We start from the raw sequence: 24595 nt of genomic DNA, 5'->3' as shown, positions 1-24595 counted from the left end.
CCGAGGAGGTGTCACCACAGAGCCGCCGGATTGACCACCACTCCGAGGCGGAGCCACCACAGAGCCGCCAGACTGACCCCCACTCCGAGGAGGCGTCACCACAGAGCCGCCGGATTGACCACCGCTCCGAGGAGGCGTCACCACAGAGCCGCCGGATTGACCACCGCTCCGAGGCGGTCTCACCTGCGAGCCGCCGGGCCGCACAGAGGTCGAGCCAGAGGAACTGAATCTCGCCGGTGGCGGGCTCTTGGTCTCCGCGCCCTTCTCGGCCGGCGCCTTCGAGTCACTCTGCACGAAAACGGCGAGCGCCGCACCTACTTGCGCAGGAGCCCCAGGAACGAGGCCCATAACCGTCACGAGCAGAAGGCCCCCACCGATCCACATCGCCTTGCGAAGGACCGGGGCAATCTGTCTGCACTTCATTTCTCTCGCCTCCCAACCTTGGAGCGATCTGCTGCTCCAAGGAGTCAGACGCGCGAAGGCGGCTCCGCGTCAGCCTTTCTTTCGCTTGCCCCAGATGGCATTGTCCAGCGAGACCGGACCCCCACCGGCGCACACGAAGTAGAGGCCCATGGCCGCGAGCGCGAGGTTGTACTCGAACCCGTTGTCTTTCAGGGAGAAGCCGTGCTGCCAGTGCACCATCGCGATCGCAACAATCATTACCACGACGATGCCGAGGCCACAGAGCCGCATCAAGAACCCCAGCACTAGACCGATTCCTCCGCCGAGCTCTGCCAGAATGGCCAGGTAGCCGAGCACCGGCGGAATGCCCATCGAGCCGAAGTATTCAATCGTCTGAGCGATTGGCTGGCCCCCGAAGAGACCCACCTTGTAACCGCCGGCGTAGATGAAGATCGCGGCCAGTGCCAGCCGCAGAACCAGCGCCCCGAACTCGCGAAGCGCCTCCAAACCTCTCTTCTGCGATCCGTTGCTCATTCTTCCTCCCTCCGAGTCTCGTGCGCAGCGTCCGAGAGTGTATCCCTAGCGTTGCGAAGCAGGATTCCTTCGGCTAGCCCGAGCCGTTCGGCTTGCCGCCTGCACTCGAACGTCCGATTGCACGGGCGTAGACCGCCTCTATTCTCTCTACCATTCGCGTATGCGTAAAGTTCTCGCGCACTCGTTGCCTGCCACGATCACCCATTCGGATGCGTTGCGCGTCGTCCGAAAGCAACAGGCGGATAGCATCGGCCAGCCTCTCGCTGTCCTGCTCGATGAGCAAGCCAGTCTCCTTGTCTACTACCACTTCCTCGAGGCCGCCGGTTCGCGTCGCTATGACCGGCCGGCCCCTCGCCATAGCCTCTATGGCGACCATTCCAAAGGTCTCCTTCTCCGAAGGAAGCAACACGATCTCCATGGCGTCCATCAGTCGTGCGACGTCGTTGCGGTCGCCCGTTACCACCACATGGCCACCAAGTCCGTGGCGAGCGACGGATGTCTCGAACTCCTCACGGAAGTTCGGCTCGATGCGCCCAACGAATAGGAAACGTGCCCTGCCTTCGGACTGTATCACTTTCCTAGCGGCATCGAGAGCGACCAGGTGGCCTTTTTCGCGCGCAATCCTGCCCACCAGCCCTATGATCCGTGCATCCGGTGGGATCCCGAACTCTGACCGCACGTCTCCGGTCGTTTCGCTGTCGGCCAAGAACTCGGTACCGTTGTGGACGAGGTCAATGGCATCCGCTCGGACGCCGGTGGTGATGAGACTGTCCCGCACGGCCGCCGACACGGCGATGATGCGGGAGCCACGCCGAGCCACGAGCCGGTACACCGGGTCGCGGGTGAACACATGTGCCGTCGCTACCTGGGGCACACCGGAAAGAGCTGAAAACAACCATCCGAGGTAGGTGGCGCGAGTGAGGTGAGTGTGAACTACGTCGTATCGGTCGCGCGCCGAGTCTCTGAGAAGTGTCCGCAGCCCCGCCACAAACCCCATGCCCCGCATCTTCAGCGGCAGAACAGTAAAGCCGTCCCGTTCCAACCATCCCGTAGATGGGCACGCTACAGTCACCCGATGTCCAGCCTCATGCAACATCCGCGCGAGCAACTGGACGTGTCGCTCCCCGCCGGAGTTCTTCGTGCTCGAGACGATCTGCAGCACCCGTAGGGGGCGGTCGCTCATTCCTTCCTCAATACCAAAATGTGCTGGTGGACGATGCTCGGGATAAATGCGTATCGATAGCCGTACAGGTGGAGTTGCTTACTCACATCGTACCAGACGATGTCGGCCTTCAGCACCCAGCCTACACCTTCCAACGAGTTGGCAAGGTCAGCCGATAGAAGGTGATAACGTCCTCCTTGGTACATGTCGCCTACCATAATGGCGCAGTATCCCTTCGGTCGCAGCAGTTCGAGGCAGTGTGAGAATGCAGTGGTCATCTCCTCCAGCCACTCCCTCTTGCCCCGAATTTCCCTCTCGTTGAAGCGACTCAGCTTCTTGCGCAGGCGCCTCTCCTCGGCCTCTTGCCCGAACCTCTTCCACTTTCCGTTGGAGCGTTTGGCCGTATCCATGTTCCAGAAAGGGACGTCCGTTAGCACGAAGTCGAACGGTCCTCGGAGCGACGGCAGCACCTGGAGGCAGTCGCCGACATGTGTCTCCTGTGGCGCCAAGCCCTCGCGTCGGCAGACCTCCTGGTAGATGTCTACCCACCGCCGCTCGATCTCGATCCCGACGGCACGCCGTCCCATGACCGAGGCCCCGAGCAGGGTCCCGCCGACCCCCATGAACGGGTCCAGAACGCTCCCCCCACGTTTGGTGAAGGTCCGGATCAACTCCGCGCACAGCTCTGGCGGCTTCTGGCCACCGTGCCGACTGCGGAGTTCGAACTGAAACGATGGCGGATATGCCTTGGGGATCACCGAGCGCGTCGAGAACACCCACTCGCGTCCCGTAAGATCATTCAGTCGGTTGCGCGAGTCGTAGAGTCCTCGGCTGGTGCCGTCGGGTTCGAATAGCTCCACAATCTCAGTCGACATACATCGAAGCGCTTCGCCGGAATGTGGGCGGCCTCCTACATCGCTTCGATTTGCGGCTGGCCGGTGACGAAAACGGGGCCGCTTCCGAGCCAGCGCACCGCAAGCATTCCGCCCTTCGAGACCACGCACAGATCGCCCTGATGCAACAGCCCATAGGTGACCGCGGCTACTGCGGCCGAGCCGGTCCCACATCCGAGTGTTTCGCCTACCCCACGCTCCCAAATCCGCACTCGCACGCTGCCTGGAGCCAGGACCTGCACCCACTCCACCGAGGTGCGCTCCGGGAAGACAGGGTGGTTCTCCAGTTGGCGGCTGAGCATCTCGAATTCAGTATTCTCGGGCAGCGAGTCTATGATGATCACCGAGTGCGCGGTGCCCGTGGACACCGGACGGATGGGATGTGGAAAGTCGGGCAGTAGGACTTCGGCGGGCAACGGATCGGGCAGCGAGATCGGGATGGAACTCGCGAGGCGGGACGGTTCAGGCAGACTGATCGTCACCGCAAGTGGCTCGCCGGCGTCCACTTTCAGCGCGATCGGAACGTCCGACTCCCCGTGACGAATCGCAAACTCCTGCCGATGGACGGCACCCGTGAGCCATGCGTATGCCCCGGCGCAGATCAATCCGTTGCCACAAAAGTCCTCTGTGCCGTCCGGGTTGAACATCCGCAAACGCAGTGGCTCACCCGGCTCGAACACCAACAGCCCGTCACACTCGGCCCGAGTGCGGTCTTCGCCCCAGCAAACGTCGAGAGCCAGCGCCGACCAGTCGTGCTCAACGGTCTCTCGTAAGTCCACGAGCAGGAATCGGTTCTGCACGGAGGACACGCGGTGAAACTTCATCGGCGGCCTAAGCGCGGGTCTCGTCGAACACGAGGTCCGCAGGCACCCTGCCATCGTCGTCTAGGAGGTACACCCATACGCCGCGGCACGGGTGCAAACAGCGGAGCACCTTCACCATCAGTTCGTTTTCTCCCCGTCGCAGCTTGGCGCTAGCGATGTAGGGTGGTTTTGGCAGAGGCACTGCTTGGTGATGGTCGTGGTACCACAGCTTCTTCTCGCGGTTGACCCATAACACCAGGCCATCGTCTGTGGCGGCGACGATGCGCACCGGTCTCGCTTCTCCGCTAACCACGATGGTCCGGAGGTACACGACTCCGGGGCTATCGCCGAAGTCCTCGGCCAGCGGTATCCAAGGCCCTTCCACCCAGCGCGGCTGCCATTTGCCGGGCAGGTTCGAGCGAAGCATGAACACCTCGTCCCGACCGTACACGTCCTCGGCGCGATAGTGCTTGTCGAAGGCCGTGCCTTCGGGGTTCGGAAACGGTCCGACAACCATCCACCCGTTCGGACGCAGGAGTGTTGCCTCGAACGAGCAGTCCCCAATTCGCATCGCAAGCCTTCCCGGCTGCGGCGTGTGACCCGAAGGCGATTGCGCCACGACGCAGAACTCGTAGGCAGACCCGGGCCGCAGCAATGCGGGCTGTGGCCGGCAGGCCAATGTCCAATTATCCGGTGCCGTGACGTTGGGCTCGGCGCTGACGTCCTGGTCGCCCAGGTTCTCCACCGTTATCCTCGCCTTGTTGGATCTACCAGGGTACACGATGGGAGGCTCCTGGAAGTCGAAGACGACTCGCAACCCACAGCACTCGACGATCTGTGAATTCTGGTTCAACGACCATACGGGTCGGCACAGCGCGCTATCCTTCATGAGGGCCAGCGGATCGGGTCGCTCCGCATGTGGAACGGCCCTGTCACCGGTCGCCTCGTCTGTGGTGGCGGGCACAGACTCCTCAGCGGGGGCCTCTCCCACGATAGCCGGCGCTCCCTCGCGAACGAATCTCTGGGCAACCTCGTCCATCCGATGAGCAAAGGCCTCGAAGGTGATTGCATCTTCGGGTCGCTGCATGTCGGAAGTGCTCAGCAGGCGGTTGCCGAGTGGGCGTTTCCAATCGTCCGAGATGCCGTCTACGCCCACGAGGACACCCATCGCGCCGCCCACCGCCACACCGAGCGAAGCCGAGTCTCCGCCGAGCGAGGCTGCAAGGCACACGCTCTCGCCAAAGGAGCCTCCTCCTGCCAGTAGTGAGTAGACGAAAAACCCAGCGTTCAGCGGGCCGAATGCGTGATGGGGTTCTTTGGCTGCCGCTTGGATGCGCTTGCGAGCCTCAGCCGGAGCCGCGGGCACCTCGAGAGCCGCGTTGATCCCGGCCCGCACGCAGGCCGCGGTATTGGACTCGGCCGGCACCATTTTGAGCGCAACCCCCACCGCTTCCGACAACCGTTTGGTGGCGAACAGCGCAGAGCAGGTTGCCGCCACGAACATCGCGCAGAGCACCCCCTCGCGCGCGTGGTCTACCGTTGCTGCGAGTCCTGCAAGCCGGGCGGCCTCGGCCGGGTCGCCAGGGCAGAAGCAACCGAACATCGCACCCGAGGCAGCAGCACCGAAACCTTCAGCCAGAGCATTACCCACCGACCCACTCGCTGGGGCCGTGAGTCCCATTTCGAGGTTCCGGTGTGCAAACACCGCGGCTGATGCCCTCGTATTCACAGTGTCGCGATAACGAGTGCAGAAGGGATGCGGCGAGTTCGGCCTGCCGTGGTCGGCAAGAAGCGACAGCCATGTGAGTTGCAGATCGAGAGCAGGCAGCGGCCTCATCGTCGGCGGAATGGGGTTGAAGCCCCTGACAGGAAGGTAGTCGCCGCCTCCGGCTCGCTGTGCACCGAGAGTCCCGCCCGCCGCGGTTCCGTAGAGGAAGCCGAGACGGCTTTGCGAGACCTCTTCACTTGGAATGTAGAATACTGTGCCTACCATAGTAGTTCCAAGGCCATAGGGTCGTAGCTCGATGGGAGGCTAGCCAAGTTGACTTTGACGCCCGGCTGTGCCACACTTTGCCAGCGGAGCCTCATGATGCGATTCGTCATGATCCGCGGGCACCTCCACGCTCGTCGGAACGGGCGAATGAAGGCAGGTTACCTCGGAGGGTGATGAGCCTCCGGAATCTTGGGTCCGAATCCCCCCAGGGCACGTCATGGTGAGCCTCGGGGTACCACTGAGAGTGTGTTTATAAAGAATGGCCAATTGGAGAATTCTGATAGCGGACGATGACGAAGCCGTTCGTCAGGTACTGAGGGAACATTTGGAGAGCCTCGGCCACCACGTCGTTGCCGAGTGTCTGAACGGTCTGGAGGTAGTGGACCAGGCCGCACAAGTGTCACCCGACCTCATGATCTTAGACATTCGCATGCCCGAGATGGACGGCATCGAAGCGGCCAAGAGAGCTCAGCTCGTGAGCCCTTGCGCCGTGCTGTTCCTTACTGGCTATGTCGAGGATGAACTGATTCAGCAGGCGGGAGAAGTCGGGGCCGGCGGTTACCTGGTAAAGCCCATTCGGGGTGAGGAGATCCGCCCTGCCATCGAAATCGCCGTCAAGCGCTTCCGCGAGCGCGTGGCGACCGAGAAGGAAGCCGAGCACCTTCGCGAGGCACTGGAGGCACGGAAGCTGGTGGACCGGGCAAAGGCGTACCTCATGAACTCGAAGGGGATGACCGAAGAGCAAGCGTTCAAGACGATTCACTTCGGGGCGCGCAATTCGAGCCGTACGATGAGGGAAGTCGCGGTAGAAGTGCTCCAGCAGGCCGGAATTCCGATCTAGTTTCGGCACAACCTCCCTAAACTGACCGATAATCCCTCCGAGGAGTAAGGCAGTTTAATGATTGCACGACGGCGCCTGGGCGAAATACTGGTCGCGGCGGGCCGTATCACCGAATCGCAACTCGAGGCTGCGCTCGAGGAGTCGCGCAACTCCGGCCGACGCCTGGGCGAGGTGCTCGTTGCATCTCGGCTGATCGGCTTCGACGATCTTGGGCGCGCCATAGCCGAGCAGTTCGAGGTTCCTTACGAACCGATGTGCGATACCACGCCCACTCCAGAAGCCCTGGAGATGGTCCCGGCGAACACCGCCTCCGGTTTCCATCTCTTCCCCCTCAAGCTCGATGAGCATGCGTTTGTAGTTGCCATGTGCAACCCGGACGACTTGGAGGCTCAGGACTGGCTCCAAGCACGAACCGGCAAGCCTCTGGATGTTCGTTACGCTCTGCCTGAACGCATCGAGCGAGCGATCTCCTACTATTATGGCGTCGGCGGTGGGTGCCCGGAGGCGGCCGAGGCAGACGCGGCGCCTGTCGAGGAAGATTCCGACGGGTTCTCGGTCGAGAGCATGCGCAAGGCCGGGCAAGAAGCGCCGGTCATTCGGCTAGTGAACGACATCCTCGCGGAGTGCGTGCAAGCGGGAGCCAGCGACATCCACTTCGAGCCTCGTCGCACCGGATTGGAGGTTCGCATGAGGGTGGACGGCGTGATGCGGCGCATGCGCCAGCTCCCCAAGGCGCTTCGACCCGCCATCATATCGCGTTTGAAGTTGATGGCGGACATAGACATTACAGAACGCAGGAAGGCGCAGGACGGCCGCATCTCCATTCGTTTGAGCCAGCATCGAGTAGACATCCGCGTGAATACTCTGCCGACCCGGTGGGGCGAGAGAACGGTGCTTCGACTGCTCGACCAGGAGGCCGGCCCGCGTCCACTCTCCGAGTTAGGTATGACGCCGGAAATCGAGCAAGCATTCCGCGCCGCGCTTGCTCATCCGCACGGGCTGATTCTGGTGACTGGTCCCACCGGAAGCGGCAAGACGACCACGCTCTACTCCGCTCTGCGCGAGTTGAACGACGAGAGCATCAACATCCTCACGTGCGAAGACCCGATCGAGTACGAGCTGGAAGGCATTGGGCAATCTCAGGTCAACGAGAAGGTGGGCCTGACCTTCTCGGCCCAACTTCGTGCGGCGTTGCGCCAGGACCCCGACGTGGTTCTGGTCGGAGAAATTCGAGACCTCGAAACAGCAGAGGTCGCTGCCCGAGCCGCCATGACGGGGCACCTCGTGCTCTCGACTCTGCACACCAATGATGCACCGAGTGCCATCCCTCGTCTGATTGACATGGAGGTACCACCTTACCTTATCAACTCCGCGCTCATCGCCGCAACTGCCCAGCGCCTGCTCCGCCGCCTGTGCAAGGAGTGCCGGGTGGAGCGAGCCGTATCTCCGGAAGAGGCCGCCGAGCTCGGTCTGCCCTCCGGTGCAACGATCTGGGACGCTAAGGGTTGCAGTACCTGCATGAACTCGGGCTATCGGGGGCGCGTCGGCGTGCACGAGGTGCTCACGATGAACGACGACATCCGAGCGCTAACGCTGCGACGCGCCTCGGGCGCGGACATACGCCTCGCTGCCGTGCGCTCCGGGATGGTGACCATGCAAGAAGATATCCGCCGCAAGCTGATGGCGGGCGAAACATCTCCCGCCGAAGCCGGCCGCTTCCTCCTGGCGCACACGGAGGAAACCGAGACCGAGGAACTGGCAGCGTAAAAACGCAGGCTGGGCCTCATCCGGAGAACGGAGAGGTTATCGAGGGACGTCGCAACGCAATCCAGGTACAACGTGTTCGCGATACCTCCGAATGCCCGTTCGCGATGTCCCGGCCCGGGCTTGCCCCTCCGCAGCGGTGCTAATGCGCAGAACTTGCCGTACAATAGACAGTATGACCCTTGCTACGCTTCTTGTCTTCCTCGGTGTCTGCGCTCAAGTCAGCGCGCAAGACCAGGCGCTTCTCGACGAGCTGTCCTACAAAGCCTTCCGTTTCTTCTGGGAGCAGTCCAATCCCACCACGGGGTTCACGAAGGACCGGGCGGCCAATTTGGTCGGATCGGACCCTTACACCGTATCTAGCGTCGCCTCGACAGGCTTCGCGCTCGCAGCGAACGCGATCGGTGTGGAGCGCGGCTGGATCACGCGGAATCAGGGGCTGGTGAGGACGCGCATCACGTTGCAGAACCTCAACACCGTCGCACCGCGTGTCAATGGCTGGTTCTACCATTTCATCCACTGGCAGACGGGCGCTCGCATGTGGAGCAGCGAAGTCTCCTCCATAGACACCGCTATCCTGCTGTCCGGCGCGGTAATCGCCGAGCGCTACTTTAGGGACGCCACGGTAACGAACGAGTTCAACGCGATGCTGGACGCGGTGAACTGGCAGTGGATGCTGACAGATGGCGGGACGAAGCCCGGCTCCCTCTCGTTTTGCCACGGGTGGACCCCGGAGGCCGGCTTCCTGCCATACCGTTGGGACAGCTACGCCGAGCACATGGTGCTCTACATCCTTGCGCTGGGCGCATGGGAGGCGATGCCCACGGCTTCGTGGACGGCTTTCTCGCGGCCTGTGGTGAACTACTTCGGTTACAAGCTGTTCGGGGGTGGGCCGCTTTTTCTACACCAGATGTCGCAAAGCTTCCTCGACTTCTCCCGCACGCGGGACGTTCTGGGGCTCGACTACTGGACCAGCGGGAGAAACCACACGCTGGCGAACCGGCTGTACTGCATCAACAATCCGAAGGGATACGCAGGCTATGGACCCAATTTCTGGGGGCTCTCTGCGGGCGACACCCCGGACGGCTACAAGGCGCTCGGCGCGCCGGGATGGGGCGATGACAACGGTACGGTCATCCCGACTTCGGCCATTGCCAGCATGATCTACACGCCGACCGAGAGCATGGCGGCCGCGGAGCACTTCCGCAACAACTACGCCAACGCATACGGGCGCTACGGTTTCAGTAACGGCATCAATCCGTCGCGGTCGTGGGTCGGCCCGGACGTGATCGGCATTGACCTCGGCATGATGTTGCTGGCGCTCGAGAATTACCGCAGCGGGCTTCCTCATCGCCTCTTCCACTCGCACCCCGTGGTGGAGCGCGGGTTCAAGCGGGCGGGTTTCTGGCCACGGAGTCAGGTGCTAGATTGAGGCCGGCGTGGGCTACAAGACCGCCTTTCGGGCTACTGGATTGGTGCAAAGTCCATTCAGCGAGTAAACTGGCGGACGTGATTCCTGACCACTCTCGCGTGCCCCCCGGATAAAAGTATTGAGCAACCCCGTCCGATTGCTCCCAAACCACTACGGCCATTTCGACCCCGACACTTCGGAGTTCGTCATCGCGGACGTGCTGACGCCGCGCCCATGGGTCAACGTGCTTGCCAACGAGCAGTACGGCGCGGTGGTGAGCCAGGTCGGAGGCGGCTTCTCTTGGTTCGGGAACTGCCAGTTATTTCGGCTGTCGCGCTGGGACCAGGACCTCTCGACTGACGCGATGGGTCGCTTCGTGTACGTTCAGGATGCAGACAAGCCGAAAGCGATCTTCTCCACGACGTGGCAACCTACGAAGCTGTCGCTGCCGGGAGACAGGGTGAGACACGGACTGGGCTACACCGTGTACGAGCGCGAATTCGTCGGGCTGGCAACCTCGCAGACGGTGTTCGTGCCTCTAGACTCCGCCTGCGAGGTTTGGCTGATCGAGGTGCAGAACCGTGGAGCCAGTCCGCGCCGCGTGCGGCTAACAACCTACGTGGAATGGCACCTGGGCGGGGTTGGCGACTGGCACCGCGAGTTCCATCGGCTTTTCATCGAGACGCGCGTGCGCGGGAATGCCCTCATCGCACGCAGACACCCTGGTTTGCACCCCCACTCGCGCAACGTGGTGGACGGGTCGGTCGGCGCGGTGTCGGCCATTACCGGTGTGGGCGATGTGGAATGGCTGACCGACAAGCGCACGTTCTTGGGCAGGCGGGGCGACATGGCCCGACCCGAGGCGCTATGTGGCCCATCGCTTCATCCCGGTCCGCAAGGGCGGGGAGACGGATGCACGGGCCGCTGGGATGACCCCGTAGGCTGTGGGAGCGTTCTGTTCGAGTTGTCGCCAGGTGAGAGCAAGCGCGTGGTAGTGATACTCGGAGCCGGCAGCTCGGATGAGTCGAACCTGGCGATGGCACAGCGCTTCGACGCAGATGCCGCCGAAGACGCGCTCGCCGAAGTGAAGGCGCACTGGCGCTCGCTGTGCAGTGATGTCTCGGTGCAGAGCCCCGAGCCCGCGCTCGACGTGCTGTGCAACGCATGGCTTCCCTATCAGGCCGTCGCGGGCCGAATGCTGGCGCGGTGCGGCTATTACCAGCAGAGCGGGGCGTACGGTTATCGAGATCAGCTGCAAGACAGCCTTATCCACCTGCTCAGCCAGCCGTCGCGCTGTTTCGAGCAGATCCGGCTCCATGCGGAGGCGATGTACGAGGACGGGGGAGTTAGACACTGGTGGCATCCGGGGACCGACATCTACACCGAGAGCCGGCACAGCGACACAGCGCTGTGGCTTCCGTTTGCCGTTCTCGCGTATCTGGACGAGACTGGAGACGCCGAGGCACTAGACGAAGATCTCGGATTTCTGTCCAGAAATTCGTACGGTTGCTCGGGGTCGCTCCTCGAGCACTCCACGCGAGCACTGGACCGGTCCCTCGACCGGCTGTCGCCGCGAGGACTCCCGCTTATCGAGGCGGGCGATTGGAACGACGGCCTTAGCCACGCCGGAATCGAGGGACGCGGTGAGTCCGTTTGGCTCGGGATGTTCCTCTACACGATCCTCGAACGCTGGAACGGCTATCTGAAGCAGCTGGGCCGCAGCCAGGCGGCTGAGCGCTACGCCGGCTGCGCCGAGTCTCTGCGGCGCGCGGTCAATGAATGGGGATGGGACGAGGACCGCTACGTTGCAGGCTATCGCGATGACGGCAAGCCTTTTGGCGCGCGAGAGTGCACAGAAGGAAGTCTGTATCTGAACCCACAGACGTGGGCGGTAATCAGCGGCATTGCACCTCCGGAACGGGCACAGCGCGCGATGCGAACAGCCCGTGAGCAGCTGCTCAAACCTTATGGAGCACTCTTGCTGCGCCCCGCCTACACAGCACTCGACCCTTACATCGGATACATCACGCGTTATGCACCCGGTTTGCGGGAAAACGGTGGAGTGTACTGCCATGCGGCCATGTGGGCAGTGCAAGCCTTCTCAATGATGGGAGATGCGGACACGGCACTAGCTGTGTTCCGTTCGCTGTGTCCGCCGCTACGGTCGAGTGAAAACCCAGATCGGTATGCCGCCGAGCCGTACGTGATGCCCGGCAACGTGGATGGACCCGACTCGCCACACGAAGGCCGCGCCGGATGGACTTGGTACACGGGCTCGGCGGCTTGGATGAAGCGTGTGGCCTTCGACTGGCTATGTGGGGTCCGAGCAGAGCCCGAGGGACTACGGGTGCGCCCAATCCTGCCGTCCGGATGGGATAGGTTTCGGATCCGACGCCCGTTCCGCGGCGATGTGTTCGAGATCGAAGTGCGCAAGCCGAAGGGGTATGGGGGGCCGGCAGATGGTCCGATTGCCGATGTCCTGCTGTACTCGAGCGGAAGCGGCAAGACGCAGCATGTCGGCCTCCCCTAAGCGCCCTGCGTGTCCCCTCTCAGTTGCCCTGGCCGGATGGCGACGGGCCTTGGGGCGCGGTTCCGCCGCCCGGAATCGCGGGCTCGCCGATGCCTAGTTGTTCGGGCGTGCTGCCGCCGTCTCGGAAGAAAAGGGCCCAAGCGATTACCGCCAGGATAGCCAACACGATGGCGATAACGACGCCGGCCGTGCGTCCTGAGACTTGCATGCTCATCCTCTCTCACCGCCTTGCTGAAACGGTTATGCAGCAGGTTCGCGGGGGCGCCGGGGCCTTCCTGTCGCGTAAAGCAATCTAGGTCACTTTTTATACCCAGTAAAAACGCCTGATTATGCATCGGATGGCAGCTCGGCGTGCCAATCGAGACACAGTGTGTTACACTACTAGGTGAAAGGTTTCAGCAACGGTGTCGAAACGCAAGACCATCGAAGATGTGGCACGCCTGGCCGGGGTGAGCAAGGTGACCGTAAGCTATGTGCTAAACGGTCGAGCGGCACAGGCTAGGATCAGCGACGATACGGAAGTCCGGGTGTTAGCCGCGGCACGGGACCTCGGATATCGCCCGAATGCCCTCGCCAAGATGTTGCTGCGGCAGAGAACCGACTCGCTGGCCGTGGCGTTTCAGTACGCGACCTTCTTTTCGGCCTGGTCCAGCTTTACGTCGGAAGTGATGCGTGGCGTGTGCGACGCATGCGTGCAGACCGGTATGGACCTGATGCTGCATACGAGGGGAACCGAAGGTAGCAGTGCCGACGCCGATACCCTGTCGGACGGCCGGGTGGACGGTGCCCTCATCCTGCGTGATGCGGACGACCCGACCCTTCTCGAGTTGATTCGGCGCAAGTTCCCTTGCGTGCTGTTCTTCACGCGGTCCACCGACGCCGAAGTTCCGTTCGTGGACGCTGACAACTACGCAGGCGGGCGTATGGCAACGCAGCACCTGCTGAAGTTAGGCCACCGGCGGATCGGGATGATTCGAGGATCCGCGAGTTCCATCAGCTCGAATGACCGGTTCAATGGGTATCGCGACGCGCTCGAGATGAAGAAGATTGAGGTAGACCCTGCCCTTGTCCTCACACTCGAAACGCCCAGCGCCGACCCGACTGCATTCATGGACCTAATGCTGAGCGACGAGCGACCCACTGCCCTGTTCGTGTGGTCGGACGACGTCGCGTTCGCGTTGCTGCGGCGGCTATCGGAGCTAGGACTATCAGTCCCGGGCGATGTGTCCATCGTCGGCTTCGACAGCACCGAAGCCTGCGAGCGCGTGTCGCCGGCGTTGACGAGTGTGCGGCAACCCATTGTCGAGATGGCACGCGAGGCCACGCTGCTATTAGTGTCTCTCATTCGCCAGGAGTCCGTTCCGCGGACCCAGATCATCTACCCGCCGTCATTAGACGTACGGCAATCCACCGCGCCACCGAAGACGCGGTAGCTCAGTGCGGAGGTTACATATGAAGCAAACGAGTCTTGCGTTCACGTTGATCGAGCTACTTGTAGTCATCGCAATCATTGCCATTCTGGCGGGAATCCTGTTCCCGGTTTTCGCGCGTGCGCGCACGTCGGCACAGATCACCACGGCCCTCTCCAACATGAAGCAGATTGGGATCGGCGTACACCTCTACACCGAGAATCACGACGGTGTGCTCTTCAAGATCCGACACGAGAATGGCCGCAAGAGCTGGAAGCACGCCATTCAGCCGTATCTCAAAAGCGCCGACGTATTCCGAGACCCCATCAATCCTGCGGCCAAGTTGCCGGACGAGCAGGCTGCACAGACCAACCCTGTCAAGCCTACGTTCGTGAGGGGATACTTCTACTATCGCCCATTCTTCAAGACCGGTAACTGGCAGGACATCGCCAACTACACCATGCGCTCGGTTCACGAGCCGGCGAGAGCGCTGCTGATTGCCGAGAACAAGGACGTGTATCCGGACTACGGTCCGTGGATGCAATACCTGTACAACGGTCAGAACGGATGGAAGATTCCTAACTGGGGAGGCTTCAAGCTGGAGGACAAGAAGATGGTCGTGATCTTCATGGACACCCATGCGAAGATCACGGGCCTTCGGGAGACATGCCTTCCGGACGACGGCGAGAACATGTGGCAGTACACTCGTGGCAAGTATGTCTATCCGATCGACGGAAACGACACGAACATGCCGTGGCTCGACACGTTTTGCTCGACCCTACCTTTTTAGCCGGTTCGGCAGGACACATCGGACGTGTTCTCAGTCGCGTTAGGAGCAATCTTGTGGGCAAGCGTCGCCGGTGCTCGCGGCGACCTTGCCCTTCTCGATTCACTCTCGCACTCGGCCTTCCGATACTTCTGGGAGCAGTCCAATCCGGCCACCGGCTTCACTAAGGATCGAGCACGCAACTCGGCTGCAGGAGACCCGTACGATATCGCCAGCGTGGCTGCCACCGGCTTTGCGCTTGCTGCGTATCCTATCGGCGTAGAGCGCACGTGGGTGAGTCGTGAGGCAGCTCTTGCGCGCACGCTGCTTACGCTCAGGGCGCTGCGAGATGTAGCGCCCAAGGAAAGGGGCTGGTTCTACCACTGGTTCCATTGGGAGACGGGTGAGCGCATCTGGCAGTGCGAGGTTTCCAGCATTGACAGTGCCATTCTGTTTGCCGGCATGCTAGCCGCGGAGCGGTACTTCGCGGATGAGGCTGTCACGAGACTGGTAGAAGTCATCCTGGGTGATGTGGACTGGATGTGGATGCTTACGGACGGCGGCGAGAGACCGCAGTCCCTAACCTTCAGTCACGGATGGACTCCGGAGAAGGGGTTCTTGCCGGTTCAGTGGGGCTCGTACTGCGAGCACATGATTCTTTATATTCTAGGCCTCGGCTTCGATGACAGGGTGCCGACCGGCGTCTGGGAGGCGTGGACGCGCCCCGTGGTGTCCGTTGAAGGGTACGACATGCTGGCTGGTGGGCCTCTGTTTATGCATCAACTCTCACACGTGTTCTCGGACTTTCGAAACCGCCGCGACCGACTTGGGTACGACTATTGGGTGTCAAGTCGGAACGCTACGTTGGCCAATCGAGCCTACTGCGCCACCAATCCGAAGGGCTTCGTCGGCTACGATAAAGATGTGTGGGGCCTATCCGCGAGTGACCACCCCGACGGATACACATCGCACGGCCTTCCACCCTGGGGCGACGACAACGGAACCATAGCACCCAGCAGCGCAGTCGCATCGGTATTCCTGTGCCCAGAAGAGAGCATGGCGGCGGCACGCGCGATTGCCGAACGGTATCCTTCGACTATCGGCAGGTATGGGTTCACTATCGCATTCAACCCGACCCGCCGGTGGGTGTCGCCCGACGTGATAGGAATCGACCTCGGCATGATGCTTTTGGGAGTAGAGTGCTACCGCACCGGTCTTCCGCAGCGCCTGTTCATGAGCCATCCGGTCGCACGGTTGGGCATCGAGCGAGCTGGGCTGATGGTGACTGCGGAAGGTCCGGCAGCACTTCGTGCCTTGCGAGTTGCGCCCTCGGCGCCTGCCGGGAGGAAATCACCAGCCCTGCACCGCCTCCGACCTCGGGCGACCTTCGGTGGTTGGTAAGGTGGGCACCGGCGTGTCGGCTCCCTCGTGCACTCGACAGGGATGCTACTATCAGGCTCGCTACGATTCCGACACCACCATGCTAAGTCTGTCTAGAATGGCTGACCACCCGGTTCGGCCCGATTCCGTCATGCCGAGCCCGTCGAAGCATGGTATCCCGGGGCCGAAGGCTCAGAGCACACGGCAGAGTGCCCACCCTTCCACGTGCTTGGTTCTCAGGCTCCTCGCACTCGTCGTCATGTTGCTACTCGCCTGCGCAGTCGCCGCGGAGGTGGTGCACCTTCGACTCGTCGTGTACGATGGCGACCAGGGCCTGCGTGTGTTGCGCGAGGTGGTCCGCGAGTTCGAGAGGGCTCATCCCGGGATCAGTGTCAGCCTGGAAAACGTCCCCTACGGTTCGTATTTCCAGAAGCTGCTAGCGCAGTACGCTGCCAACGTCGCCCCCGACGTAGCGATGATGGACTTCGTCAACTTCCAAAAGCTGGCACGACGCAAAGCCATCCTTCCCCTCAATCCGTTCTTCGATCAGACGCCGGGGTTCGACATCCATGAGTACTACCGACCTATCGTGGAAGCACACTCGTTGCGGGGGCAGCTATACGTGTTGCCACGCGACATCGCACCCATCGGCCTGATCTACTACAACAAGAAGATGTTCGACGAGGCCGGCCTCCCCTACCCGGACGGGAGCTGGACTTGGGACTTCGAGCCCCGTCCGCAACTTCGGGAGAAGTGCTTCACCTGGACGATGCAGCACCTGACCAAGCGAGACGCACGTGGGCGCATCGTGCATTGGGGCTTCACGCCCGGATGGATGACGGCGTTCGCCGACCTGTGCACCTTCTCGACCGGCGGGCGATATGCCGATGACAACGAATCGGCCCGTCGAGTGCTCTACGACGATCCGAAGGTTATACGTGCTTACCAGTTTGTTGCCGATTGCGCACTGAAGTACCACTGGATGCCGACACCCACCGAGATCACATCGGTGATGCAGTCCAATGCCTCTCAGCTCTTCCTGAGTGGCAAGGTCGCGATGTTCCAATCCGGCATCTGGGAGGTGCCGCGTTTTCGCGAGGTGCTACGACCAGGGGAGGAGGGCTTCTTCGAGTGGGACATCACCCTCGCACCAGCCTTCAAGGACGGAACGCGCGCGGCGCCTACCGGCGGATCCGGATATTCGATCATGTCATCCACGAGGCACCCGAGAGAGGCTTGGTTGCTTGTGAAGTGGATGGCCGGAGAGCCTGGCATGGTAGCGATGGCGCGTGCCGGTCTTGCTCAACCTGCCATTCGTAGGTTGGCCATTCGCGAGCCATGGATACCAGGACCTAATACACCTCTCGAACAACGATACCCCGCTAACCGCATTGCCACCGACAAGGCAGTACCCTACGTCGTGTTTCCACCCACCTCGGACAAGTGGCCGGAGGTGAGCAGCTACGTCGCGAGCGAGATCGAGCGCATCTTCAATGGGACATCTACCGCAGAAGAGGCGCTGCGCCGTGGTACCGCACGGGCGCAGGCGCGACTGGATGCACTGCTAAGAGAGGAGCGTCTACCCAAACTCGACTGGTGGTGGGGAGGGGCTTTGTGCGTCGGGCTGCTGGGTGTCGCCATCGGCTGGGTGTACTGGCCGGAGCGGGGACATCGGCTGACACGTAGGGAGAAAGCCGACAACCGCGCCGGCTACCTGCTGATCAGCCCTTGGATCATCGGCATGGTAGTGTTCACCGCAGGGCCGATGGTGCTCTCCCTGCTGATGAGTCTGTCGGACTGGGACATCATCCAGCCTGCGAAGTGGCGTGGCCTACAGAACTACACCGAAGCTTTCGGAGCAGATCCTCGCTTCTGGATCACGCTGCGAGTCTCCGCAGTGTACACCCTGGTCTCGGTTCCCCTCGGCATCATAGGGTCACTGATGCTCGCGCTGCTGCTGAACACGAAGGTGCGCGGCATGCCGCTCTACCGCACCTGCTTCTACCTCCCTGCGCTTGCCAGCACGGTAGCATCGGCCCTCATTTGGAGACGCATCTTCCAGCCCGAGGGTGGATTGCTCAATCTACTCATCTACGGTGCAGACGGCAAGGGCAACTTTCTCGGACTGGCCACACTGCTGTCGCCGTTTTCATCCGACGGTCAGCCAGTAAACTGGCTGGGGAACGAGCACCTAGCGCTCCCTGCGCTCATCATCATGTCGCTGTGGGGTGTAGGTGGTGGAATGGTTATCCTCCTAGCGGGTTTGCAGGGCATTCCGGAGTTCTACTATGAGGCAGCGACCTTAGATGGAGCCGGCTGGTGGGCACGGTTCCGCGCAATCACCCTACCGCTCTTGAGCCCTTCCCTGTTCTTCACGCTCGTGACAGGGGTGATTGGTAGTTTCCAAGTGTTCACCCAAGCCTTCGTCATGACCGGCGGGGGGCCGAACGACGCTACACGTTTCTACATGCTACACCTTTACGAGCAGGCATTCGGCTCACTACGCATGGGATACGCCTCTGCTCTCGCGTGGGTGTTGTTCGTAGTGATCCTGGGCTTCACCCTACTGCAGTTCCAGCTCAATCGAATCGTTTACTACGAGGCGGGTGGACGATGAGCCGGCGACGCGACAAGCCACTGCTACTGATGTCGCACGTAAGCAGGCTGCTGGTGCTCGCGTTGCTCGTCGCGGGGTCGTTAGTGTTTCTCACGCCGTTCTACATCTCGGTGGCCATGTCACTCAAGTCCGCGGCCGAGCTGGCCCAGACATCGGTGTGGTCGTGGCCGAAGTCCGTGACACTGGAGAACTATCGGGAGGTGCTGGCCAACCCGAACGTCAGCTTCCTGCTTTTCCTCCAAAACACCGTAGTGATCGCGGGGTTCTCCACACTGGGAGTGGTACTCAGCTCCAGCATGGTGGCCTACGCGTTCGCGCGGGTACAGTTCCGAGGGCGCGACAGGCTGTTCATCCTCTTGCTCAGCACGATGATGCTGCCGGGCATCGTCACGATGATTCCTACCTACGTGCTATATAAGTATCTGCACTGGGTGAACACTTTCTACCCACTCACGGTACCCGCGTTCCTGGGTGGAGGCGCATTCAATGTGTTCCTGCTGCGTCAGTTCTTCCTCAGCGTGCCGGTCGAGTTGGATGAAGCGGCCAAGCTGGACGGCGCATCTCACTGGACGATATTGACTCGCGTGATCATGCCGCTGTCCGGACCGGCACTGGCCACGGTGGGTGTGTTCACCTTTATCGGCAGCTGGCGGGACTTCATGGGACCTCTCATCTATCTAAACGATGTGAACAAACAGACGCTGGAGCTCGGTCTCAGCACCTACGCGTCGCTGCGTGCGGAGCAGTGGCACCTGCTGATGGCCGGTAGCGTGCTCGTAACGATCCCGCTTATCATCATCTTCCTGATTGGCCAACGTTACTTCGTCAAGGGGATCGTGATGAGCGGCATGAAATAGGTGTTGTCATGCTCGCCTTCCTCCTCGCCTTCTCAGCCAGTGTAGTCGCACAAAGCACTCTCCTGCTCGATGACTTCGAGGACTTGTCGCCGTGGAAATCCATCACTTCCGAGGGAGTCTCACTTCGCATCTCTCATGCTGAAGGGCGGACAGGGAATGCCCTGCGCATGGAGTACGACTTTCAGGGTCGCGGCGGATTCGTGATTGCCGAGAAGCGAGTCTCGCTGCCTCTTCCGGAGAACTACGAGTTCAGCTTCTGGATACGTGGAGTGTCGCCTGCCAACAACCTCGAGTTCAAACTCGGCGACGAGAGCGGCGCGAATGTGTGGTGGAACAACCAAATCGGCTACGAGTTTCCCACCGAGTGGAAGCAGGTGCGCCTGAGAAAGCGACACATCCGCTTTGCCTGGGGGCCGCGAGGCGGGGGCGACCTGAAGACCGCTGCCACCCTGCAGTTCGTGGTTGCAGCTTACACAGGCGGCAAGGGCGAGGTGCTGTTCGATGACTTGCAGTTCCGCGAACTCCCACCTGTAAGGCCCTACGCCGGTATGCCCGTGGTTTCCGCATCGAGCGAGGTGCGAGGCTTCCAGGCACGCAGCATGGCGGGGGCTGGTCGGGGCTGGCGCTCCACCAAAGCAGGCGAGCAGTGGGTCGCGTTCGATTTCGGAGAGCCCCGCGAGTTCGGTGGCCTAGTGCTGCGATGGGATGAACAGAGATATCCCACTCGATTCCGAATCGAGGTCTCTGACGACGGAAGGGCTTGGAGCATGCTGGAGGAGGTAGCACAGGCGACAGGCGGAACGACCTACCACTATCTGCCCGACTCGGAGGCACGACACCTACGCATAGCGATGCTTGAAGGTCCCGGTGATTGCTACCACCTGAATGCGCTGGAAGTGAGGGATCTGCTCTTCGGTGACGGGCACAATGCCTTCTTCGGAGCAATGGCAAAGGATCAGCCACTAGGTCGCTTCCCGCGAACGATACGTGGCGAGGCAGGATACTGGACGGTGGTCGGCGCCGTGGGCGGCCACCGCGAGGCACTCATCAGCGAGGATGGTGCAGTCGAGCTGGACAAGCACAGCTTCTCGCTGGAGCCCATGCTGTTCGCAGACGGCAAACTCTGGACCTGGGCGGATGCACAGGTCACCCAGGGTCTGGACGGCGACACACTGCCTCTGCCCTTAGTAACGAGGCACCACGGATCGCTCGAGCTGCGAATCGCACCATTCATGACCGAGGACGGCAGCGAAACACTGTGTGTTAGCTATGAGATCGCGAACCGAAGCCCAAAATCTCGTAAGTGCACTCTTTACGTCACAATACGACCTTTCCAGGTCAACCCGCCATACCAGACGCTGAACGTGATAGGTGGTGCCACACCGATCCGCGAGTTGTCGCTCTCCCCCGATCGCGGGCTGGTCAACGACTCGGTCGGTTTGGTCTCGATTCCCTCGGCCACACGCATCGGCACCACCCCGTTCCATGCAGGCGACATCACAAAGTACCTCGTTAGTAACGCACTGCCCGAGAGCATGGAAGCGGCCGATAGCTTCGGATTCGCCTCTGCAGCTTTCGCCTACGACCTCGATCTGGGACCGTGGGAGCACCGAACCATTACTCTCGTGTCGCCTGGTTCCGACAAGCCGACGGCGCTTCACACTCAGAGAGACATAGACCTCCAACGCATGCGGGCCCGCGCCGCCTGGCGTGCGAAAGAGAAGACCGTAGCGGTGTGGCTGCCTGATGCCGTTCGCCATTACGAGCGGCTGCTAAAGGCCAATCTGGCTTACATCCAAGTGAACCGAGATGGTCCGGGCGTACAACCCGGCTCGCGCTCTTACGAGCGTTCTTGGATGCGCGACGGCGCGCTAACATCGGCCGCGCTGTTGCGCTGGGGCTGCACCGAGGAGGTCCGGCAGTTCATCGAGTGGTTCGCGTCGCACATCCCGCCGAGCGGCGCGGTGCCATGCGTGGTGGACCGCCGTGGCGCGGACCCAGTGCCAGAGCACGACAGCCATGGTCAGTTTCTCTACATCGTAGCGGAATACTACCGCTTCACCAAGGACCAGGAGTTTCTAACCCGCATGTACCCCACGGTGCGACGAGTCGTCGAGCATATTGTATCGCTGCGCGCGCAGCGTATGACTCCCGAGTTCCTCACAGAAGAGAGACGTGCCTACTATGGACTGGTACCAGAGTCGATCAGTCACGAGGGCTACTCGGCCAAACCGATGCACTCCTATTGGGATTGTTTCTTCATCGCGAGGGGACTGCGAGACGCCGTGGAGATCGCTCGAGCATTAGGAAAGCGCGACGATGTGGAGAGATGGGCGCAACTCGCAACCGACTTTGGCCAGACACTCCGTGCTTCGTTGGAGCTGACGATCCAGAGGCACGGGATCGATTACGTCCCCGGTTGTGTGGAACTAGGCGACTTCGACCCGACGTCCACCGCGATAGGGGTCTTTCCGTGTGCCGTCTCAGACGTGGTTCCCGCAGAGCCACTGGCGCGTACCTTCGATAGGTACATGGAGTTCCACCGTGACAGGGCAGCGGGCAGAAAGCAGTGGGAAATCTACACCCCTTACGAGATCCGGATTGCGAGCGCCCTCCTCTTGATGGGGCGACGGGACGAGGCGCACGAGATACTGGACTTCTTCTGCCGGCACGTCCGACCCCCGGCGTGGCTCCACTGGGCCGAGGTCGTGCGTCGCGATCCTCGGCAGCCGGGCTTCATCGGCGACATGCCACATACTTGGGTCGGCTCGGAGTTCGTGAAGTTTGTGCGAAACTTGCTGGTGTACGAAGACTACGAACGAGACGGATTAGTTCTCGGGGCTGGGATCTTGGCTACGTGGTTCGAGAATGGTCAGCGACTGGAGGTGAGAGGGTTGCCGACGCACTTCGGCAAAGTCGCCTACAGGGTGACCTGCGATGGTGACGCCATCGTTTTCACCGTGAGCGAGGCTCCCGCCACACCTGGCGGCATTGTCGTCGTGAGCCCGTTCGAGCAAACGGCCCGGGCCGTGGTGAATGGGCTTCCGGCAAAACTGCGTGACAACGGCGTGACGATAAGCGGCTCAGCGGAAGTGCGTTTCTGGCGCCGCTGATCCCTTTTCGCGCGGATTCTTTGCCGATATTGCCAACAGGCACTTGCCGTAGAGCGGAACCTGTGTTATCATAAGAGAGTGCTGCTGAAAGCATTCAGCAACCCAATCTAGACGTGGAGCGAGAGGACGATGAAGTCACGCATTCTGGGCGCTTTGGCCCTCGCCGCACTGAGCGCCACCTTAGCCAACGCCCAATTCTCGTCAATCAAGATTATCGAAAGGGTTTGGAACGACAATCCCGGTTCGGGGCTGACGGTCACGAACAATTACCCGGTCAGCGTTCAGTTCGCGGAGACCGGGCTCGACAAGTTTGCCAACCGCCATATTTTCTACTTCTCCGGAGATGGTGGGGCAACCGAGTCGACGTTCAACAACAACGACTACTGGCACATAGCCATGGACGTGAAGCTCGAGCCGACGCCTGCCAACACGCCACGACAGGAAGCCGGCATCTATTTCAACTACTCAGGGTGGGACGGCGTGATGATGGTGGCTTCGGATGGCGAGGTCGCCTGCTTCGGATACATCCTACCGTTCTGGTCGGTACCAGGGGCTTACACCGCTGGGACGACGATTCGCATCGGCATCCGCTACTTCTATGATCCGGTTGAAGGCAAGAACAAGTTCGAGTACTACGCGGGCAACAACCGTGTGATTCTCACGCCGGACAACCTCGAGCAGGGAATCATCGACGGCACCAAGCTCGGTGCATACGTCCAGCATCAGGGTTCGCTCGGCGATCCTCGAGACGTCACCACGACCTTTAGCCACATCGTGGCTGGCATGGACGACACCGACTTCTCTTCGGTTCGGATCATCCCGAGGGTTTTCAACGATAACCCGCTCTCGATCCTGAGCATTACCAATGAATATCCGAGCTACCTCGAGTTCCTGGAATCTGATTTGAACGTGTGGATCAACCGCCATCTGTGGTACTTCTCGCCGGACGCCGGTGGCACCGATTCGGCATTCGATAACAACGAGTACTGGAACATCGCGATGGACGTCACTATCGAACGCTTGCAGGGCTCGGTGTATCGTCAGGAAGCCGGCATGTACTTCAACTACTTCGGTTGGGACGGCCAGTTCATGGTGGCATCGGACGGTGAGGTGGCAGTCTTCGGTTACATGTTGCCTTTCCACACATTCGGTAACATCTACACCGCCGGAGACACCATCACCATTGGCATGCGCTACTTCTTCGATCCGAGCGATGGCAAGCGGAAGCTCGAGTACTACGCGGGTGACCAGGTCGTGGTGAAAGTTCCTGACAACGTCGAGCAGGGATTGTTGGATGGGACGAAAATCGGTGGCTACGTACAGCACTGGGGTTCGTCGAGCGATCCGACCGCGACGAAGACGACGATCAGCCATATCACGGGCGTGAAGCTGGATGCGCCGCCACCCGCGACGCTGGAGGGAACCGTGTTCCTGGACCTGTTCGTGGGCGATCCTGCCACGCAGTCTGCAAACCTGGAGCTTCGCTCGCCGGGGACGCAGACGGTCCTTTACAGCTACCCAATCACTCTGTCCGGTTTCAGCGGGTACTCCATCCCGAGTGTCGCGACGGGCACCTTCGACATAGCGCTGAAGTTCCCGCACTTCCTACGGTCGGTGGCGACCAACGTAGTGCTGGCTTCGGGCGCGAACTACCAGGACTTCACGGTCACTAATGGTGACGCCTTCCCCGACAACGAGGTTGGACTGTTGGACTTGAACGCCGTGCTGGTCAGCTTTGGCGGAGCGGATCCTCAGGTGGACCTCGACGGAGACGGCACGGTCGCCATCGGCGATCTGAACGTCGTCCTGATCAACTTCGGCAAGGTGGGCGACCTGTAGGCCTTCGCGCTGATAGATGCTCCTAAAGCGGCCCCGGCGGTAGCGCCGGGGCCGTTGTTCTTTTGGCGACGCAAGTACGCGCGCCAACTCCACCTCCACTGCAGAAGCGCGGTACCAGCCACAAACCCGGCCGTAGCCCCGCCCTTTAGCAGGCCCGATGTTGACATCCGAAGCATTCCGAGCCAGAATCATATGCGGTGGCGAAGTAGCTCAGTTGGTTAGAGCAACCGGTTCATACCCGGTAGGTCGTCGGTTCGAGTCCGACCTTCGCTACCAGATGC

At 61.3% G+C, this 24595-nt stretch carries 17 protein-coding genes and 1 tRNA gene; 12 read left to right on the top strand and 6 right to left on the bottom strand.

Annotated elements, in window-relative coordinates; genetic code table 11:
- Positions 1-492 precede the first annotated feature (492 nt).
- The 5 genes from HRF45_06610 to HRF45_06590 all read right to left on the bottom strand — a co-directional run bounded on the left by HRF45_06610 (position 493) and on the right by HRF45_06590 (position 5787).
- The gene (locus tag HRF45_06610) at positions 493-936 is read right to left on the bottom strand and encodes a DoxX family protein (protein ID MEP0766199.1); all 444 of its coding nucleotides are present in this window, start codon (positions 934-936) and stop codon (positions 493-495) included.
- A 73-nt stretch (positions 937-1009) separates the two neighbouring features.
- Positions 1010-2119: a glycosyltransferase family 4 protein gene (locus tag HRF45_06605; GenBank protein MEP0766198.1), complete on the bottom strand. Its 1110-nt coding sequence runs from the start codon at positions 2117-2119 to the stop codon at positions 1010-1012.
- Positions 2116-2973: a class I SAM-dependent methyltransferase gene (locus HRF45_06600; GenBank protein MEP0766197.1), complete on the bottom strand. Its 858-nt coding sequence runs from the start codon at positions 2971-2973 to the stop codon at positions 2116-2118. The genes HRF45_06605 and HRF45_06600 overlap by 4 nt, the downstream gene beginning before the upstream one ends.
- Positions 2974-3008: 35 nt before the next feature.
- Complete coding sequence (gene dapF, locus HRF45_06595) at positions 3009-3815, bottom strand: diaminopimelate epimerase (protein ID MEP0766196.1); 807 nt, start codon at positions 3813-3815, stop codon at positions 3009-3011.
- A 7-nt stretch (positions 3816-3822) separates the two neighbouring features.
- On the bottom strand, positions 3823-5787 hold the full coding sequence (locus HRF45_06590) for an ADP-ribosylglycohydrolase family protein (GenBank protein MEP0766195.1): 1965 nt from the start codon (positions 5785-5787) through the stop codon (positions 3823-3825).
- Between the two features lie 259 nt (positions 5788-6046).
- Between HRF45_06590 and HRF45_06585 the strand changes: the two genes are divergently transcribed.
- From HRF45_06585 to HRF45_06570, 4 genes are all read left to right on the top strand, one after another.
- A complete protein-coding gene (locus HRF45_06585) occupies positions 6047-6628 on the top strand; it encodes a response regulator (GenBank protein MEP0766194.1) in 582 nt (193 codons plus the stop codon).
- Between the two features lie 57 nt (positions 6629-6685).
- Entirely contained in the window at positions 6686-8395 is a 1710-nt protein-coding gene (gene tadA, locus HRF45_06580; protein ID MEP0766193.1) for a Flp pilus assembly complex ATPase component TadA, read from the top strand.
- 172 nt (positions 8396-8567) lie between these two features.
- Positions 8568-9824, top strand: coding sequence for a hypothetical protein (locus tag HRF45_06575; protein MEP0766192.1), 1257 nt, complete (start codon positions 8568-8570; stop codon positions 9822-9824).
- 118 nt (positions 9825-9942) lie between these two features.
- Positions 9943-12333: a glycosyl transferase family 36 gene (locus tag HRF45_06570; protein MEP0766191.1), complete on the top strand. Its 2391-nt coding sequence runs from the start codon at positions 9943-9945 to the stop codon at positions 12331-12333.
- A gap of 19 nt (positions 12334-12352) precedes the next feature.
- Here the strand turns inward: HRF45_06570 and HRF45_06565 are convergent, their stop codons facing one another.
- The gene (locus HRF45_06565; GenBank protein ID MEP0766190.1) at positions 12353-12547 is read right to left on the bottom strand and encodes a hypothetical protein; all 195 of its coding nucleotides are present in this window, start codon (positions 12545-12547) and stop codon (positions 12353-12355) included.
- Between the two features lie 190 nt (positions 12548-12737).
- Here HRF45_06565 and HRF45_06560 point away from each other — a divergent pair, with 190 nt between their 5' ends.
- The 8 genes from HRF45_06560 (at position 12738) to HRF45_06525 (ending at position 24590) form a co-directional block, all read left to right on the top strand.
- Positions 12738-13766: a LacI family DNA-binding transcriptional regulator gene (locus HRF45_06560; protein ID MEP0766189.1), complete on the top strand. Its 1029-nt coding sequence runs from the start codon at positions 12738-12740 to the stop codon at positions 13764-13766.
- A gap of 19 nt (positions 13767-13785) precedes the next feature.
- Positions 13786-14532, top strand: a complete 747-nt coding sequence (locus tag HRF45_06555; GenBank protein ID MEP0766188.1) for a prepilin-type N-terminal cleavage/methylation domain-containing protein — start codon at positions 13786-13788, stop codon at positions 14530-14532.
- A gap of 51 nt (positions 14533-14583) precedes the next feature.
- Positions 14584-15909: a hypothetical protein gene (locus tag HRF45_06550; GenBank protein MEP0766187.1), complete on the top strand. Its 1326-nt coding sequence runs from the start codon at positions 14584-14586 to the stop codon at positions 15907-15909.
- Between the two features lie 97 nt (positions 15910-16006).
- Positions 16007-18505, top strand: coding sequence for an extracellular solute-binding protein (locus tag HRF45_06545; GenBank protein ID MEP0766186.1), 2499 nt, complete (start codon positions 16007-16009; stop codon positions 18503-18505).
- On the top strand, positions 18502-19362 hold the full coding sequence (locus HRF45_06540) for a carbohydrate ABC transporter permease (GenBank protein MEP0766185.1): 861 nt from the start codon (positions 18502-18504) through the stop codon (positions 19360-19362). The genes HRF45_06545 and HRF45_06540 overlap by 4 nt, the downstream gene beginning before the upstream one ends.
- Before the next feature lie 8 nt (positions 19363-19370).
- Positions 19371-22475, top strand: coding sequence for a discoidin domain-containing protein (locus tag HRF45_06535; protein MEP0766184.1), 3105 nt, complete (start codon positions 19371-19373; stop codon positions 22473-22475).
- 129 nt (positions 22476-22604) lie between these two features.
- On the top strand, positions 22605-24314 hold the full coding sequence (locus tag HRF45_06530; GenBank protein ID MEP0766183.1) for a hypothetical protein: 1710 nt from the start codon (positions 22605-22607) through the stop codon (positions 24312-24314).
- Positions 24315-24513: 199 nt separating this feature from the next.
- Positions 24514-24590, top strand: a tRNA-Met gene (locus tag HRF45_06525).
- Positions 24591-24595: the final 5 nt, after the last annotated feature.

This window comes from Fimbriimonadia bacterium (assembly GCA_039961735.1).
Lineage (GTDB): Bacteria > Armatimonadota > Fimbriimonadia > Fimbriimonadales > JABRVX01 > JABRVX01.
This window is presented reverse-complemented; position numbering and strand designations above follow the sequence as displayed.

Excerpts from the sequence above, each read along its gene's own strand:
- HRF45_06610 (MEP0766199.1), bottom strand. The coding sequence starts at position 936 with ATGAGCAACGGATCGCAGAAGAGAGGTTTGGAGGCGCTTCGCGAGTTC.
- HRF45_06605 (MEP0766198.1), bottom strand. The coding sequence starts at position 2,119 with ATGAGCGACCGCCCCCTACGGGTGCTGCAGATCGTCTCGAGCACGAAG.
- HRF45_06600 (MEP0766197.1), bottom strand. The coding sequence starts at position 2,973 with ATGTCGACTGAGATTGTGGAGCTATTCGAACCCGACGGCACCAGCCGA.
- dapF (MEP0766196.1), bottom strand. The coding sequence starts at position 3,815 with ATGAAGTTTCACCGCGTGTCCTCCGTGCAGAACCGATTCCTGCTCGTG.
- HRF45_06590 (MEP0766195.1), bottom strand. The coding sequence starts at position 5,787 with ATGGTAGGCACAGTATTCTACATTCCAAGTGAAGAGGTCTCGCAAAGC.
- HRF45_06585 (MEP0766194.1), top strand. The coding sequence starts at position 6,047 with ATGGCCAATTGGAGAATTCTGATAGCGGACGATGACGAAGCCGTTCGT.
- tadA (MEP0766193.1), top strand. The coding sequence starts at position 6,686 with ATGATTGCACGACGGCGCCTGGGCGAAATACTGGTCGCGGCGGGCCGT.
- HRF45_06575 (MEP0766192.1), top strand. The coding sequence starts at position 8,568 with ATGACCCTTGCTACGCTTCTTGTCTTCCTCGGTGTCTGCGCTCAAGTC.
- HRF45_06565 (MEP0766190.1), bottom strand. The coding sequence starts at position 12,547 with ATGAGCATGCAAGTCTCAGGACGCACGGCCGGCGTCGTTATCGCCATC.
- HRF45_06555 (MEP0766188.1), top strand. The coding sequence starts at position 13,786 with ATGAAGCAAACGAGTCTTGCGTTCACGTTGATCGAGCTACTTGTAGTC.
- HRF45_06545 (MEP0766186.1), top strand. The coding sequence starts at position 16,007 with ATGGCTGACCACCCGGTTCGGCCCGATTCCGTCATGCCGAGCCCGTCG.
- HRF45_06540 (MEP0766185.1), top strand. The coding sequence starts at position 18,502 with ATGAGCCGGCGACGCGACAAGCCACTGCTACTGATGTCGCACGTAAGC.
- HRF45_06535 (MEP0766184.1), top strand. The coding sequence starts at position 19,371 with ATGCTCGCCTTCCTCCTCGCCTTCTCAGCCAGTGTAGTCGCACAAAGC.
- HRF45_06530 (MEP0766183.1), top strand. The coding sequence starts at position 22,605 with ATGAAGTCACGCATTCTGGGCGCTTTGGCCCTCGCCGCACTGAGCGCC.